Source organism: Nocardioides caldifontis (assembly GCF_008087345.1).
Classification (GTDB): Bacteria; Actinomycetota; Actinomycetes; order Propionibacteriales; family Nocardioidaceae; genus Marmoricola_A; species Marmoricola_A caldifontis.
Genome location: NZ_ML701735.1, coordinates 564,518 through 579,723 on the forward strand (window position 1 = coordinate 564,518; position 15,206 = coordinate 579,723).

12 protein-coding genes and 1 pseudogene are annotated in these 15,206 nt (G+C 74.4%); 8 read left to right on the forward strand and 5 right to left on the reverse strand.

Going from position 1 to position 15,206, the window contains the following annotated elements; genetic code table 11:
- Positions 1 to 48: 48 nt before the first annotated feature.
- Genes FIP57_RS02585 through FIP57_RS02595 form a run of 3 tightly spaced genes read right to left on the reverse strand, consistent with a single transcriptional unit; the run spans position 49 to position 2,317 of the window.
- Positions 49 to 1,245 carry an NAD(P)/FAD-dependent oxidoreductase gene (locus FIP57_RS02585; protein ID WP_203231000.1) on the reverse strand — a complete coding sequence of 399 codons (1,197 nt, stop codon included), beginning with the start codon at positions 1,243 to 1,245 and terminating at the stop codon, positions 49 to 51.
- Positions 1,246 to 1,280: 35 nt separating this feature from the next.
- Positions 1,281 to 1,862 (reverse strand): OsmC family protein, encoded by a 582-nt coding sequence (locus tag FIP57_RS02590; protein WP_148571623.1) that lies wholly within the window; start codon positions 1,860 to 1,862, stop codon positions 1,281 to 1,283.
- The gene (locus FIP57_RS02595; RefSeq protein ID WP_148571625.1) at positions 1,859 to 2,317 is read right to left on the reverse strand and encodes a MaoC family dehydratase; all 459 of its coding nucleotides are present in this window, start codon (positions 2,315 to 2,317) and stop codon (positions 1,859 to 1,861) included. Before FIP57_RS02595 ends, FIP57_RS02590 begins: the two co-directional genes overlap by 4 nt.
- A gap of 138 nt (positions 2,318 to 2,455) precedes the next feature.
- Between FIP57_RS02595 and FIP57_RS02600 the strand changes: the two genes are divergently transcribed.
- Complete coding sequence (locus FIP57_RS02600; RefSeq protein WP_148571627.1) at positions 2,456 to 3,325, forward strand: AzlC family ABC transporter permease; 870 nt, start codon at positions 2,456 to 2,458, stop codon at positions 3,323 to 3,325.
- Positions 3,326 to 3,347: 22 nt separating this feature from the next.
- Here the strand turns inward: FIP57_RS02600 and trhA are convergent, their stop codons facing one another.
- A complete protein-coding gene (gene trhA / locus FIP57_RS02605) occupies positions 3,348 to 4,094 on the reverse strand; it encodes a PAQR family membrane homeostasis protein TrhA (RefSeq protein WP_148571629.1) in 747 nt (248 codons plus the stop codon).
- A 208-nt stretch (positions 4,095 to 4,302) separates the two neighbouring features.
- Here trhA and FIP57_RS02610 point away from each other — a divergent pair, with 208 nt between their 5' ends.
- The 3 genes and pseudogenes from FIP57_RS02610 to FIP57_RS02620 form a co-directional block, all read left to right on the forward strand.
- On the forward strand, positions 4,303 to 5,325 hold the full coding sequence (locus FIP57_RS02610; RefSeq protein ID WP_148571631.1) for an extracellular solute-binding protein: 1,023 nt from the start codon (positions 4,303 to 4,305) through the stop codon (positions 5,323 to 5,325).
- A 15-nt stretch (positions 5,326 to 5,340) separates the two neighbouring features.
- Positions 5,341 to 7,029, forward strand: coding sequence for an ABC transporter permease (locus FIP57_RS02615; protein WP_148571632.1), 1,689 nt, complete (start codon positions 5,341 to 5,343; stop codon positions 7,027 to 7,029).
- 50 nt (positions 7,030 to 7,079) lie between these two features.
- Positions 7,080 to 7,988 (forward strand): annotated as a pseudogene (locus FIP57_RS02620) (ABC transporter ATP-binding protein); the annotation flags it as partial.
- Here FIP57_RS02620 and FIP57_RS24390 read toward each other — a convergent pair.
- A complete protein-coding gene (locus tag FIP57_RS24390) occupies positions 7,887 to 10,553 on the reverse strand; it encodes an AMP-binding protein (protein ID WP_148571634.1) in 2,667 nt (888 codons plus the stop codon). The pseudogene FIP57_RS02620 and the gene FIP57_RS24390 sit on opposite strands and share 102 nt — an antisense overlap.
- 263 nt (positions 10,554 to 10,816) lie before the next feature.
- Here FIP57_RS24390 and FIP57_RS02630 point away from each other — a divergent pair, with 263 nt between their 5' ends.
- Genes FIP57_RS02630 through FIP57_RS02645 form a run of 4 tightly spaced genes read left to right on the forward strand, consistent with a single transcriptional unit; the run spans position 10,817 to position 15,183 of the window.
- Complete coding sequence (locus FIP57_RS02630; RefSeq protein WP_148571636.1) at positions 10,817 to 11,281, forward strand: hypothetical protein; 465 nt, start codon at positions 10,817 to 10,819, stop codon at positions 11,279 to 11,281.
- Positions 11,278 to 12,030: a P-loop NTPase family protein gene (locus FIP57_RS02635; protein ID WP_148571638.1), complete on the forward strand. Its 753-nt coding sequence runs from the start codon at positions 11,278 to 11,280 to the stop codon at positions 12,028 to 12,030. Before FIP57_RS02630 ends, FIP57_RS02635 begins: the two co-directional genes overlap by 4 nt.
- A complete protein-coding gene (locus tag FIP57_RS02640) occupies positions 12,017 to 12,934 on the forward strand; it encodes a hypothetical protein (RefSeq protein WP_148571640.1) in 918 nt (305 codons plus the stop codon). Before FIP57_RS02635 ends, FIP57_RS02640 begins: the two co-directional genes overlap by 14 nt.
- The gene (locus FIP57_RS02645) at positions 12,934 to 15,183 is read left to right on the forward strand and encodes a hypothetical protein (RefSeq protein WP_148571642.1); all 2,250 of its coding nucleotides are present in this window, start codon (positions 12,934 to 12,936) and stop codon (positions 15,181 to 15,183) included. Before FIP57_RS02640 ends, FIP57_RS02645 begins: the two co-directional genes overlap by 1 nt.
- Positions 15,184 to 15,206 lie beyond the last annotated feature (23 nt).

The window sequence follows — 15,206 nt, forward strand, 5'->3', positions numbered from 1 at the left end:
TCGTCGTCTCCCTCCGGGGAGCGACGTTACCGACCGCTCGCCCGGTTGTCAGGGGGCGAGGACGCCGACCGGGGTGGGCGGCGTGGACCGGTGCGGCAGCCCGTCCAGCCCGGCCAGGTGGTTCACCTCGTCGCTCATCGCGGAGCTGACCCAGCGCAGCAGCGCCTCGATCCGGGGCTGGTCCCAGTCGTAGCCGGCGATCGCCTCGGTGGCGGCGAAGAGCTGGGCGGAGAGCGCGAGCCGGGTGCCCTCGTAGGCCGCGCCCGCCGCGCGGGCCGATCCGCCGCCGAGGACGTCCAGGAGCGACGAGGCCAGCAGCTCGGCGTCCCGGAGCGCGTCGGTGATCCCGTGGGCGGTGATCGCGTCCTTGAAGTAGCCGGCGTCGCCGACCAGTGCCCATCCCGGCCCCCAGGACCGGCGCAGGAACCCCGGCTCCCCGCGCCACCCGTGCAGCCGCCCGTGCGGCCGTCCCGCGAGGACGTTCTCGGCCAGCCCCGGCGCGACGCGGCGGAGCAGCGTGGTGAACGCCGCCTCGGAGCCGGCGCGCCGCAGCCCCCGGAGCCGTTCGGCGGTGGTGGAGACGAAGACGCACGCGAGCCCGTCGCCGGTCGGGATGACGCCCGCGGCGGCGCGGTCGCCGTACGCCCACTCGTAGCCGTCCGCGGCCACCCCCTCGACGTAGCGGTAGAGCGTCGCGCCTCCGCGGACACCGCGTCGGAGGACGGCGGCACCTGCCCGGGCCGCGACCGTGGAGCGGAGCCCGTCGGCGCCGACGGTCAGCGCCGCCGGCAGCACGAGGCGACCCGACGGGCCCTGCGTCACGACCCCGCCGACGCGGCCGTGGCGGTCGCGGAGCAGGTCGAGGACCGTCACGCGGTGCAGCACGTGTGCGCCCGCGTCGGCGGCCGCGTCCACGAGCACCCGGTCCAGCAGGGCGCGCCGGGGCGCGTAGAGCGCGTCGACGCCGGCGGAGGGTCGGATCGTGACCGGCACGGTGCGGCCGTCGGCGTAGTGGAAGGTGGTGCGCCGCACCGCCGGCGTGCCGGCCGCGACCACGGCGGGCAGGAGGCCCCACCGCGACAGCTGCAGCACGCCGGCGCGCATCAGCGCGTGGGTGGAGGGCGTGTCGCTGCCGTACGCCGAGCGGTCGACCACTGCCACACGTGCCCCGGCACGGGCCAGCAGCATCGCGGTCGAGGCGCCGGCCACCCGGCCTCCGACCACCACCACGTCGTAGTGGCTCATCACGCCCTCCGTTCCCGAGGTGTCCGTCGTCCTGGTCAGTCGGTGACCACGTCGATGGCCACCGGCGTGGGGTTGGTGAGTGCGTCGTACACCGCGGAACGGCGGCGGGACTGCTCCACGAGGCGGCGCAGCGTCTCGGCATCGGCGTCGCCACGGACGTGCATGGTCACGCGGAGCTGCTCGTAGCCGTTGCGGACCCGGTCCTCGCCGAGCCCGAGGATGCCGAGCAGGTCGATGTCACCGGTGACGGTCGAGCGGACCTCGGTGAGCCGCACGCCGCGGGCCGCAGCGATGTTCACCAGCCCCGCGGTGAGGCAGGCGGCGATCGCGTGCAGCAGGTACTCCACCGGCGTCGGCCCCTCGTCCTGCCCCACCAGCACGGCGGGGTGGTCGGAGTCGACGGTCGTCACCTGCTTGTGCTGCTGCTCCTGCAGGGCGCCGTGGAAGCCGTGGACGGTCGTGCGGCTGTGCGTCCCGGAGACCCACCGGTTCTCGGCGCGGAACTGGAACTTCGCGATCTCCGGCTGCCCCTTGACGGCGTCGAGGGTGGCGAAGAGAGTCGCGACGTCGACGCCGTTGCGGGCCTCGTCGGAGCGGGTCGTGGTGGTTGCGGTCACGGGTGGATCCCTTCTGTGGTGGTGCCGCCGGCCGTTCCGGCGAGCTCGGTGAGGACGGGGTCGCGCCAGACGACGGCGGTGCCGTCGAGGACGGTGCGGCCCTCCTGGTCGGACACGCGAGTGGCGAGCGTGGTGACGGGCTTGTCGGTCCGCACACCGGTCACCTCGGCCCGCGCCGTGATGCGGTCGCCGGGCCGGACGGGTGCGAGGAACCGCCAGCGGACCTCGAGGAAGACGCTCCCCGGGCCGGGCAGCTGCTCGGCGACGAGCGCGTTGAGCAGGCCGGAGGTCACCCCGCCCTGAACGACGATGCCGCCGAACCGGCTGGCTGCCGCGAGCTCGCGGTCGTGGTGGAGCGGGTTGCGGTCGCCGGTGATCTCGGTGAACAGCACGATGTCCCGCTCGGTGACGTCCTTGCTCCGTTCGGCGACGTCGCCGATCCGTGGTGTGTCCATGGCCAGCACCCTGCAGCGGCACCCTTCCCCGGCACTTCCGCGCGGTGAAAGGGAGGTGGAAGCCGGGTGGAAGAGGTGCCCCGCACGGTGGGCCCACCGGCCGCCGTGCCCTGCGGCGGCCCCGCCACGGAGGTCCTCATGTCGGTCACCACGTCGACCGCCCCGGCCGGTGCCCTGCGCCCCGACCTGCGGGCCGGTGCCCTCGCGATGGCCCAGCTGCTGCCGGCCTTCGTGCCGTTCGGGCTCCTCGTCGGCGCCTCGGTCGCGGCGAGCGCGGACCCGCTGTCGGCCTGGCTGGGCACGTGGGCGATCTACGGCGGCGCGGCGCACGTGGCCGTGCTCGAGGTGCTCCGCCAGGGATCCGGGTGGGTCGCGGCCGCGGTCGTCGGCCTCCTGGTGAACCTGCGGCTCGGTGCCTACGCGGTCTCGATGGTGCCGCAGTGGCGGGACGCGCCGCTGCGCCGGCGGCTCGCGGCTGCCGTCATGCTCACCGACGCCCCCTGGGCGCTCGCGCGCGGGCGGGCGGTCGGCGACGAGGGGTCCGGGCCACGGGGCACCCAGGGGTACTACCTCGGTGCGGCGGTGACCCTCTTCGTCGCCTGGCCGGTCCTGGTGACGACCGGGATGCTCGTGGGCGACCTGGTCAGCTCCCTGCCGGTGGCGACGCTCCTGGTGCCGCTGACCCTCGGCGGCGTCGTCGCCCCGCAGCTCGCCGACCGGCCGACGGCGGCTGCCGCCACGGCGGCTGCGCTCGTCGCCGCGGGCACGACGGGCTGGGACCCGGGGCTGGCGGCGGTGCTGTGCGCCGTCGTCGGGGTCGCGGTGCTCGCCGCGTTCACCGTCCGGGCCGTGCTCGCCCACCGGGACCCGGAGGTCGCCGCGCCGGCGCTGCTGGCCGTGGCCTGCCTGGGGCTGACGCTGCTCGTCGCGGTCCGCGGCCACCCGGTGGTCGCGGCGGTCGCCGCCGGGGCCGGGCTGTACGTCGTGGTGGCGCCCCCCTGGTTCTAGGCCCCCGATCCGCCCCGGCCCCTCAGCGCAGCGACGAAGCGACCACCGACACCGCAGTGAAGTGCGTGGCGAACGCGACCACGGTCAGCAGGTGGAAGACCTCGTGGAAGCCGAACCACGTGGGGAACGGGTCGGGGCGGCGGAACCCGTAGACCACCCCGCCGACCGTGTACAGCAGCCCACCGACCACGATCAGTGCCAGCACGGTGGCGCCGCCGCCGGCGTGGAAGTCGTCGACGAAGAACACCGAGGCCCAGCCGAGGGCGATGTAGAGCGGCGTGTAGAGCCACCGCGGGGCGTCGGTCCACAGCACGCGGAACGCCGCACCGAGCAGCGCACCTCCCCACGCCACGCCCAGCATCACCGCCTGCTGCCGCCCCTCGAGGAGCAGCAGCGTGAACGGCGTGTAGGTGCCGGCGATGAGCAGGAAGATGCTGGCGTGGTCGAGCCGGCGCAGCAGCAGCCCGGTGCCGACCGACCAGCGCCCCCGGTGCAGGGCGGCGGAGACGCTGAACAGCAGCAAGGCAGTGGCGGCGAAGACCGCGGAGCCGACCCGCGCCGCGCCCGGGGGCGAGACCACCACGAGTGCCAGCCCGGCGGCGAGGGTGACCGGGGCGACGGCGGCGTGCAGCCAGCCGCGCAGCCGGGGCTTGACCTCCTCGACGACCTGCTGGGCGCGCTCCGAGACCTGGTGCGCCTTGCCGGCGATCTGCCCCGCGAGCTGCTCGGCGGCGGTGGTCGCGGTGGTGCCGGGGGTGCGTTCGGTCATCGGGGTCCTTCGGGCCGTGGTGGGGCCCGTCCGGACCCAGCGGTCGACGGGCTCCTCCACGGGGCGGGTCGACGGGTGCAGTGTGCCCACCGGAGGACGCCCGAACCGTCGAGGCCGGCCCGTTTCCGGAGGCCGCCAGTGTCGAGCGACGAAGGTTAGCCTTACCATGCGGCACAGCCAATGCCACCGAACCCGTCGAGGAGCGCCCATGCGCCGCCGTCTGCTCGCCCCGCTCGTGCTCACCGGGTCGATGGCCCTCGCCACGGCGGGTTGCGGCGTCTTCGGCGCCGAGGCAGACGCCGACATCCACGTGTACTCCGCACGCCACTACGACCTGGAGGAGGCCTTCGAGGACTTCACCGACGAGACCGGGCTCGAGGTCGAGTTCCTGTACGGTGACGACGCCGAGCTGCTCGAGCGGTTGAAGTCGGAGGGCGAGGACACTCCGGCGGACGTCTTCATGACCGTCGACGCCGGGATGCTGTGGAACGCGGCCGAGCAGGGCGTGCTCGCGCCCATGGACTCGACCGTGCTCGACGAGGCCGTGCCGGAGGACCTGCGCGACCCCGACGGCCGGTGGGTGGGGCTGGCCATGCGGGCCCGGACCGTGATGTACGACCCCGAGGCGGTCGACCCCTCGGAGTTCGACCCGGTCGACACCTACGCCGGCCTGGGGGACCCGAAGTGGAAGGGGCGGCTCTGCATGCGCGACGAGACCGCGTCCTACACCCAGTCCCTCGTCGCCAGCCTCATCGACCTGCACGGCCGGGACCGTGCGCTGAGGATCGTGCGGAGCTGGGTGGCGAACGACGTGCAGGTCCTGAGCAACGACATCGAGCTGCTGGAGACCATCGACGCCGGCGGCTGCGAGGTCGGCATCACCAACCACTACTACCTGGCCCGGATGCTCGAGGAGGACCCCGACCTCGGAGTCGCGCCCTACTGGGCGAGCCAGGACGGCGAGGGGACCCACGTCAACATCTCCGGCGCCGGTGTGGTCGAGGGCTCTGACGCGGCAGAGGACGCGCAGGAGCTCATCGAGTGGCTCGCGACCGACGGGCAGAGCGACTTCGTCGACGGCAACCACGAGTTCCCGGTCAACCCCGACGTCGAGCCCGACGAGCTGATCGCGGGGTTCGGCACCTTCAAGAGGATGTCGGTCGACGCCGCGGCGTACGGCTCCCTCAACGCCGAGGCCGTCGCGGTCCTCGACGAAGCCGGCTACCGGTGAGCGCGCCCGGCTCCCATGGCTGAGCTCCTCACGGAGCCGGTCCCGGCACCGCGGCGCAAGGCTCCGGGGTCGGGCCGCCGTGGCTGGTCCCTGGTGGTCCTGGCGGTCGGCGCCTTCGTGGCCAGCCCGGTCCTCGCGGTGACCGTCCGCGCGCTGAGCCAGGGCGGGCTGGACCTCCCCGGCGGCATCGGCCGCATGGTGCTGACGACCTTCGGGCTCCTGCTCGGCGTCGCGGTGGGCACGGGCGCGCTCGGCACCGGGCTGGCCTGGCTCGTCACCGCCTACGAGTTCCCAGGACGGAGGCTCCTCGAGGTGCTGCTGGTCCTGCCGATGGCGATGCCCGCCTACATCCTCGGGTTCGTCTTCCTCTCGACCTTCGACTTCGCCGGGCCGGTGCAGACGGCGCTGCGGGCCCAGCTGGGCGACGGGTTCGGCCCCCTGCCGGTGCGCTCCCTGGCTGGGGCGGTCGCCGTCATGACGCTCACCCTCTACCCGTACGTCTACCTGACCGTGCGGGCCGCGTTCTCCGAGCTCGCCCCGTCGGCGTACGACGCGGCACGCACGCTCGGCGCCTCCCGCCGGCGGGCGTTCCGCACCGTGCTGCTGCCGCTCGCGCGACCGTCGCTGGCCGCCGGCCTGGCCCTGGTGATGATGGAGACGCTCACCGACTTCGCCACCGTGCAGTACTTCAACGTCCGGACGGTGTCCGTCGGGGTCTACCTGGCCTGGAAGGGAAGCTTCGACATCGGGTCGGCGATCTCGGTCTCCGTCCTCGTGCTGCTTTTCGCGATCGGCGTGCTGGCCCTGGAGCGGACGTTCCGCGGCCGCGCCCGCTACGCCCAGCGCGGCGGTGCGGGGCGTGGCCTGGGAAGACGACGGCTGGCGGGGAGCCGGGGGTGGAGCGCCACCGCGGCGGCGGGAGCCGTGGTCGCCGCGGCCTTCGTGCTTCCGGTCGCCAGGCTGGCGACGTGGGCGGTCGAGGCCGCCCGGGAGGACGGGGTGCTGACCGACGAGCGGTTCGGTGAGCACCTGTCCAACAGCGCCGCCGTCGCCGCCGTCGCGGCGGCCGCGTGCGTGGTGGTCGCCCTGACGATGGCGCACGCCGAACGGCTCGGCGGCGGCCGTCTGGTCTCCGGGGCGGCCCAGCTGACGATGGTGGGCTATGCCGTGCCGGGGGCGGTGATCGGCATCGGGGTGCTCGCCGCCTTCCAGGGGCTGGACCGGCTGCTGGAGCTCCTGGGGGTCGACGGCGGCACGGGGCTCCTCGCGACCGGGTCGGTGCTGGGCATCCTCGTCGCCTACGTCGTGCGGTTCACCGGCCCGGCGTACCAGGCCGTCGATGCCAGCTTCTCCCGCGTGCCGCTCTCGGTGACCTCGTCAGCGCTCACGCTCGGCGCCGGACCGCTCCGGGTCCTGACCCGGGTGCACCTCCCCCTCGTGCGGTCGGGCGCGGCCGTGGCTGCCACGCTGGTCCTCGTGGATGCGGTCAAGGAGCTCCCCCTCGTGCTGCTGCTCCGCCCGTTCGGGTTCACGACGCTGTCGGTCTGGGTGTTCGAGCTGGCGTCCGAGAACTACTGGACCCGCGCGGCGCTGCCCGCCCTGCTCATCGTGGCGCTGGCCGTGGTGCCGGTGGCGCTGCTCACCACCGGCCGTCGGCCCCCCGGGGCCGCCGACGTCGATCGATCGGGCGGGGTGGTCCGGTGACCGCACTCGCGCTGCGTGGCGTCGACAAGCGCTACGGCCCGGTGCACGCCGTGCGCTCGCTCCACCTCGAGGTGGGCGCCGGCGAGGTGGTCACCGTCGTCGGACCGTCCGGGTGCGGCAAGTCGACCCTGCTGCGGCTGGTGGCCGGGCTGGAGCACACCGACGCGGGGATCGTGGAGATCGACGGCCAGGTGGTCGACGACGGCCGCAGGCACCGGCCCCCCGAGCGGCGCAGGGTGGGGATGGTGTTCCAGGACCACGCGCTCTTCCCGCACCTCGATGTCGCCCGCAACGTGGCGTTCGGGCTCGGAGGAGCCTCGCGCGCCCAGCGGGCAGCACGCGTCGCCGAGCTGCTGGGGGTGGTCGGCCTGGCCGGGCTCGAGGGGCGGCTCCCCCACGAGCTCTCGGGCGGTGAGCAGCAGCGGGTGGCCCTCGCGCGCGCTCTGGCGCCGCGGCCCGCGGTCGTGCTCCTCGACGAGCCGTTCTCGAGCCTCGACGAGAACTTGCGTGCCCAGGTGCGTGCCGACACGCTCGCTGCTCTCCGCCGGACCGGGAGCGCCGCGCTGCTGGTCACCCACGACCAGACCGAGGCGCTCTCCCTGGGCGACCGGATCGCGGTGGTGCGGGCCGGCGAGGTGCTGCAGGTGGGGCCCCCGGACGACGTCTACGAGCGTCCCACCAGTCGGTTCGTCGCGACCTTCATGGGGGATGCGGACTTCCTGCCGGCGACGGTGACGGCCGCCGGGATCGAGTGCGAGGTCGGCACCGTCCCGGTGACCGGCCGGCCGCTGGCCGACGGGACCACGCTGGAGGTGATGCTCCGGCCGCACGAGGTCGCCGTCGCCGCCGACCCGGTGTCAGCTGCGCGCGTCGAGCGGGTGGAGTACCACGGCGCCTTCATCCTGCACCTGGTGCGGCTCCCGTCGGGGCGCACGGTCCGGGCCTGGACCCAGCACCGCGTGCACCACCCCGCGGGGACCCCGGTCAGGATCGGCCTGGTCCCCGGGGCGGCGCCGGTGCTCGTCGCCGGCGACACGGTGGTGACGGCCCTGGCGTCCCACGCACCCGCGGAGCCCTGACCATCCACGCTCGACGACCTGCCAGAGGGCGACACCGGCGGCCAGCGACAGCAGCACACCGAGCAGCGGCCGACCGTGCTCGAAGTGCGGGTAGACCTGCCAGTGCGACAGGTAGACGTAGAGCGAGGCACCAGCCAGGAGCCCGCACGCCCGGACCAGCGTGCGCGGCAGCCGGAGCTGCGGCACCCACACGAGCAGCAGCATTCCGGCGAGGACCAGCGACTCGCGAGCGGTGTCCTCGAGGAACCCGGGTGTCGCGACGCACAGCAGCCCGGTGAGCACGCCACGGTGGACGGCGGTGGTCGCGCGGGACGCCGCCCATCCGACCGCGAAGAGCCAGAACACGACGTGCGCGCGGTGGATCTCGTCACCACCCCGCAGCGAGACGACGTCGTAGCGGGCCAGCAGCCCCAGGCCGGCCAGCGCGACCGGCAGCCAGTAGCCCCACCGCTGCTCGATGCGGTGCACCGCGGGCACGGCCAGGAAGGCCGCGGTCAGCAGCAGCAGCGCGACCAGCGCCTCGAGGAACCACAGGTGCCAGGCGGGTTCGGACCACGCCTCCGGCCCCAGGACGCCGTTGAGCAGCAGCGCCGTCTGCCAGGGGTAGGCCGACGCGAGCAGCGCGAACCCACCGACCCACAACACCGAGGGCACGACGATCCGCGCCACGCTCGACAGCACCCGGGTCAGCCGATCACGCCGGGACGGAGACGCGAGCTGGAAGCGGCCCAGGTTGAACCCCGCGATGCCGAGGAGCAGGTGGGCGCCGCCGGTGAGCACGAACAGGTTCCCGTGGGTGCCGACGATGGCCACGATGGCCAGCGCCCGGAGCACCACGTTGGTCTCGACGGCGGCGCCTCTGCGGCGCCGGCGTGCGGCCTGGAGCCGACCGATCGGCGTGGTGTGCCAACCCGGCGGCAGGTGTCCCAGGGCCTCCTCGAGCCGCAGCGACATCTCGACGTAGGACAGGGAGTCGCCGCCCAGCGAGACGAACGTGTCGTCGCGTCCGACCTGGTCGCGTCCGAGCACCTGCGCGAAGAGCGCGGCGAGGTCGTCCCCGCCACCGTCGACGGCCGACCCGACGGCGCCTCGCGGCAAGGCCAGGACGGAGCGGTGGTCGGGCTTCCCGGAGGGCAGCCGCGGCAGGCTGTCGACCACACGCACGTCGAGCGCGTGCTCGGGGACGCCTGTCACCGCGGCCAGCGCCGCCCGTGCCTGCTCGGCCTGCGGCTGTCCGCCGACCACCGCCACCACCAGCCGGTCGCCCTCGGCGGCGCAGAGGGCCTGGTGGCCGGCGTCGGCGAGCAGCTTCTCGAGCCGGTCGAGGTCCAGCCGGAGGCCGTAGAGCTTCACGAAGCGCGAGGCGCGGCCGACCACCTCGAGCAGTCCGTCGGCGGTCCGGCGCGCGAGGTCTCCGGTCCGCAGCTCGGAGACCACTCGTCCCAGCGCCAGGTCCGCGGGGCGCTCGGCGTATCCGAGCATCACGTTCGGTCCCGAGTAGACGAGCTCGCCGACCTCAGCGCCCGCCGGCTCGATGCGCAGCTTGCCGCCAGGGATCGGGACGCCCACGGCTTCCGGACTCTTCGCCGCCAGCTCAGGTGGCAGGTAAGCCATCCGGGCGGTGGCCTCGGTCTGGCCGTACATCACGAAGAGGTCGAACCCGCGACGCCGCCCGAGCTCGGCGAAGCGGCGCACGCGCTCGGCGGGCATCTTGCCGCCGGCCTGGGTGAGGTAGCGCAGCGTCGGCAGCTCCTGGCCCGTGAATCCCACGCGGTCGAGCAGCTCGAAGGTGTAGGGGACGCCGGCCAGTGACGTGACGCCGTGGCTCCGGCACAGCTCCCAGAAGCACCGGTCGACCACGGACAGGGAGGTCAGGAGGACAGCGGCGCCGCGGAGCAGGTGGCTGTGGAGGACCGAGAGCCCGTAGCAGTAGTGCAGCGGGAGGGTCGTGGCCGCCACGTCGTCCGCACGGATCTCCAGGTACTCCGCGATCGACTCGGCGTTGGCCTGCACGTTGCCGGCGCTGAGCCGGACGAGGCGGGGCGAGCCCGTGCTGCCCGAGGTCGACAGCAGGAGCGCCAGGTCCGGGTGCAGCTCGTGGACCGTCCCGACCCGACGCTCGGTGACGGCTCCACCCTCCACGAGGACGTCAGGGTCGTAGGCGGCCACCAGCTGCGCGAGGTCGCTCGTCGGGTCCGCGACGAGGACGGGGTGGCCTCCGGCCAGCGCTCCGAGGTACCAGATGACGGTCTCGACGTCGTTCCCCCCCGCCAGAAGGACCAGTCGGCGGGTCGTGCCGAGGCGCGCCCTCGCGGCCTCCACCCGGTCCGCCAGCTCGCCGTACGACAGCGAGAACCCGGCACCGAGGAGCGCCGGGCGTCGTCCGTGGTCCGCCAGCCGGTGGGCCAGCAGGACGCCCCGGAGCTCCGGGACGGTGGCAGTCATGGCGAAAGGGTAAGGCAAGCCTCACTTCACGCGAAGGGCGTGGTGCGAGGCGACCGTGCCAGGCGGCGCGAGCCGCCCACGCGGCTCCCGACCGCTTCCTCCGCCACGGTCGTACGTCCCCCGAGCGGTGACCTCCGGGCCCTGTCCAGTCCAGGACCCGCTGCTCAGACTGGCCTGAGGGACGGTCTCCACCCCGGTGGCGCCGCGGCTCGGCCCGGCACGACCCCGCACCAGGCCCACCAGGCCGTCCGCAGGAGGTTCCCGTGATCGAGACCGCTGCACTCGCCACCTCCGTCGTCACCGCGTTCCTGGTGCCCCTGGTCAAGAAGGGCGCGGAGAAGCTCACCGACGAGCTCAGCGAGAAGGCCGGCTCCGCGGCCGCCGACGGCCTCGTCGGCGTGGCCCGCAAGCTCTGGGAACGGATCCGCGGCAAGACCCGCGGCACGCCCGACGCCGAGGTCGTCGACCTGTTCGAGAAGCAGCCCGACCGGCTCGCCGATCCGCTCCGGGCGGTCGTCGAGGAGCTCCTCACCGAGGACGCGGAGCTCCGTGACGAGGTGACCGCGCTCCTGGAGGCCGAGGAGGGTGGCCGCACCCGCTGGCAGCTCATGGGCGAGTACGTCGGAGCGGTGGACGCCCGCGGCGCCACGATCACCGGCGGGCAGGTCGCCGGCGTGATCGTCGGCAGCGCCGACCCGCCGTCACCCTCAGGCCCCGGCACCCCATGACCGTCCTCTCCTCGCCCGTGCCGGTCGGCCGGTCGCGGGAGCTGAGCACCCTGCTCGAGCCGGTCCGGCCCGACCGGCCCGCCGTGCTGGTCGTGGCCGGACGTCCGGGCTCCGGCCGCAGCTACCTCGTCGCGCAGCTCCGCGACCGCGTGGTCGGCCTCGGCTACCGCTGCATCGGCGTCGAGGAGGAGCTCGTGGTCGAGCGGACCACGACGCTGCGCGACGTGTGGCGCGTCCTCGAGGCGGTCCCCCACCTCGACGAGCCGGCGTCGGGTCCCCGGCACGACGGGGAGGGCGGGCTCCGTGCGCGGGCCGCGCTGGCGTTCGAGCGGATCGTCGAGACCGCGCGCTACGAGCAACGCGTGCTCGAGGCGTTCCGCAAGGCCGCCCCGCTCATGGTGGCCGTGGAGGGCTACACCCCCGGTCCGGCGCTGGGCGCGTGGGTGGTCTCACGGCTGATCCCCCAGCTGCGCAAGGACTCCGTACCGATCGTGCTGGTCCTCTCCGGGGTCGAGGAGCACCTCGCCGCGGTCAGCGCCGTCGCCGACGCCAGCGTCACGCTCGGGGAGCTCGACCGGGAGGAGGTGGCGGCCTTCCTCCGGTCACGCGGGGAGGGGCTGGAGCCGCCTCTGGACGAGCCGGAGCTCGCGGCGTACGTCGACGCGGTCTCGCGCGAGCCCACGTTGATGGACGCGTTCGTGCGGGTGCTGGAGGCGATGCGGGAGGAGGCGTCCCGTGGGCAGCCCTGAGCCGTCCCAGATCGTCGACCGGGAGTCCGAGGTCGAGGTCTTCTCCTCGATGCTCCGCTTCGAGTCGAGCCGGCGCGTCATGGTCGTCTGCGACCGCCAGGGGCGCGGGAAGACCGCGCTGCTGCGCAAGCTGCGCTACCAGTGCGAGTACGTCGTCGACCCGCCGGTCCCGGTGGCGCTCTTCGACTTCGACACCGAGCCGGTCACCGACGAGATCGACGTCGTCACCCGGTTGGCCGAGGACCTGGGCGAGGCCGACGACCCCGTCCCGCTGCCCACGTTCGAGAAGCTCAACCACGCCCGGACGATCCGCGACACCGGTCAGTTCGTCCAGGCGTGGCAGTCGGTGCAAGGAGCCGTCGACCTCAGCGGCGCCTCCGTCAGCGGCGAGGCCCAGGCCGCCGGCGTGATCCAGAACATCCACGTCCAGCACGTCGAGACGCTGTCCTTCCCCGAGTGGACCGAGCCCCTCGACCGGCACGTGCGCAAGCTGTGCAAGGAGGCGTTCTTCTCCGACCTCCTGCGCGCCGCCCAGGGGCGGCCGGTCGTGCTGCTCCTCGACACCGTGGACGCGGCCGACCAGGACATGCGCCGATGGCTGTTGCGCGACCTGCTGCGCCGGCGGCTGCTCAGCGACTGGGAGCACCACCGCCTGCTGCTGCTGATCGCCGGCACCGACGTGGACCAGCTGCTCGAGCCGCTGACCCCCGAGCAACAGGAGTGCCTCGAACCGGTGGCAACGCTGAAGAGCTGGGGACCGGACCACGTCCGCGCGTTCCTCCAGGTGCACGGCTACGACGGGTTCAGCGACGAGGAGATCGACGTCGTGCAGAAGGCGATCGAGGCCGGGAAGTCGCTGGTGAAGGCGATGCAGGTCGCCGAGATCATGAAGGACACCGGCTGATGGCCGAGCGTGCCTCAGCGAGCGAGCTCGTCGAGCTGCGTGACGTCGAGCTCGCGGGTCGGCTCCTCGACTCCTGGGCACGCCGGGACGACCTGCTCCGCCGGCTGCTGATGCTCGCGGTGGTCCCGCGGATCGTGGACCGAGAGCTGCTGGCCGCGCTCACGGGCACCACGGCCGAGGACGACCGGTTCGCCGGGGGCTACGCGCGGCTCGTCGGGTCGCCGTTCGTGAAGGAGGGCGCCGGCTCCAGCTTCACGCTCCACGACGAGCTCCGCCGCCCCCTCCTCGAGCTGTGGGAGGAGCAGGGGTTCGAGGGCCGCTCGCTCGCCGACCTGCGCAGGACGGTGTGGGAGCTGTGGGAGGGCCGCTACCGCGACGGCTGCCGCGACGAGGGGGCGCTGGACCTGGTCGCCCCGGTCCTGCGCCGGGCGAACCCGCGCCGGTTCCGGGCGGCGGACCGGGCGATCCGGAAGGACGTCGACCACGCGCTCCTCGAGACCGTCGCCGCCGCGGTCGCCTACGACCCCGCGGTGGCGCTCGACCGGCTCGACGGCTGGTTGGCCGACCGCGCCGCCCGCCAGGAGTACCGCCGGTGCGACCTCGTGGCCCGCTCCTTCGCCGACGCCCTCGTCGCCCTCCCCGGCGAGCGACGCACCGCGGTGCTCGAGGGGTGGGCGGCGTACTACCGCGCGCGGGCAGCCGGGCTGATGGAGGACTGGGAGACGGCCGACGACTGGCTCGACGACGCCGACGGGCACGCCGCCGCGGACGCGCGGCTGGCGTTCTGGGTGGCCAGCCTGCGCGTCGACCACCTCGTGCGGCGCGACCGGCTGGTCGAGGCCCAGGAGACCGCGGAGGCCCTCGTCGCACGCCACGCCGGCAACCCGCCGGACCCGTGGAACGAGAACGTCGTCCACGGCCAGCTGGCGACCGTCCACGAGAACCGCTGGCAGCCGGACGAGGCCGTTGCCTCCTACCGGGCGGCGACCGCCAGCGCGACCGCGGCCGGCAACACCGCCGCCGCAGTGCAGGCCCGGCTCTCCCTCACCCGCGTGGTGCAGGACGCCGTGACCGCCGCCGAGGAGGTGCTCCGCGCGGTCGCGACGAGCCGGCTGGAGTGCCCCGACCGAGGCATCAACCAGAGGGCGAGCCGCCGCGCCCTGGTCGTCCTGGGGTGGGAGTCGCCCCGCCTGGCGGCGGCGCTGGTGCGCGAGGTCCGGCAGCTCACCCGGGGCGACGGGCCGCAGGCCGTCGTCGACCTGGCCGTCGACCGCGCCTCGACCTTCGAGGCGGCCGGGCTCGCGCACCGGGCCGTCGAGGTCCTCGACAAGGCGATCACCGACGCCGCGGAGCTCGCCCCGGAACGGGTGCCGGACCTGAAGGCCTCCCGCGCGGCCCTCGGCGACCGCGTGGGCAGGGCGGAGGACGCCGTCGCGCTGAACCTGTCGGTCATCGCCGACCCGCTGGTGCCCGCCGGAGCATGGCAACGGGCCCGCTGCCTGACCAATGCCGCCCTGAGCCTGCTCGAGACCTCGCAGGCCGGGCGGGCGCTCGAGCTCGCCCTGCAGGCCCAGCCGCTCTTCGCGGAGATCGGGAACGAGCGCGCGGCTGCCTACCTCTGGACAGTCCGGAGCGAGGCCCACCGGCTGCTCGGCGACCTCGAGGAGGCACGGCGCTGCCTCGACCGGATCACGATGCCGCTGCCGGCTTGGTGGGAGTCCGACGCCCGGTTCGCCCGCTCCCGGCTCGCGGCGGCGCAGGGCGACCGCGACGGCGCCGCGGTGCTGGCGCGCGAGGGCTACGAACTGGTGCGCGACCGCGACGACCGCCACCTCCGCCTCACCGCCTGCTCCGAGGCCCTCCATCGGGCGGCCCGCGCCGGCCGTCACGCCGACGTCGCGGCCTTGGGGACGGAGGTCTCCGCACTGGCGGCCGCGGCCACGGCGTACGAGACATGGCAGCCCACCGAGACCACCCTGCGGGCCGACGAGCACCTGGCCGAGGCGGTGCGGATCTGGAAGGCCGGGATCGGGACCGACCGGATGCGGCTGAGGTCGGCGCACGAGCACTGCGCGGAGTCCCTCGGCCTCGACGGCGCAAGCGCCTGGGCGCACGTGGAGGCGGCGCTCATCGACCTCGCCCGCGGCGAGCGGCCGGCGGCGACGCACCAGCTCGAGGCAGCGCTCGACCTCGGTGAGCCGGTGTTCAGCGCGGCGCTGCGGACCGTGGCCGCGGAGCTGACGGCCTGAACGAGGGACTGCCAGGCGGAGGA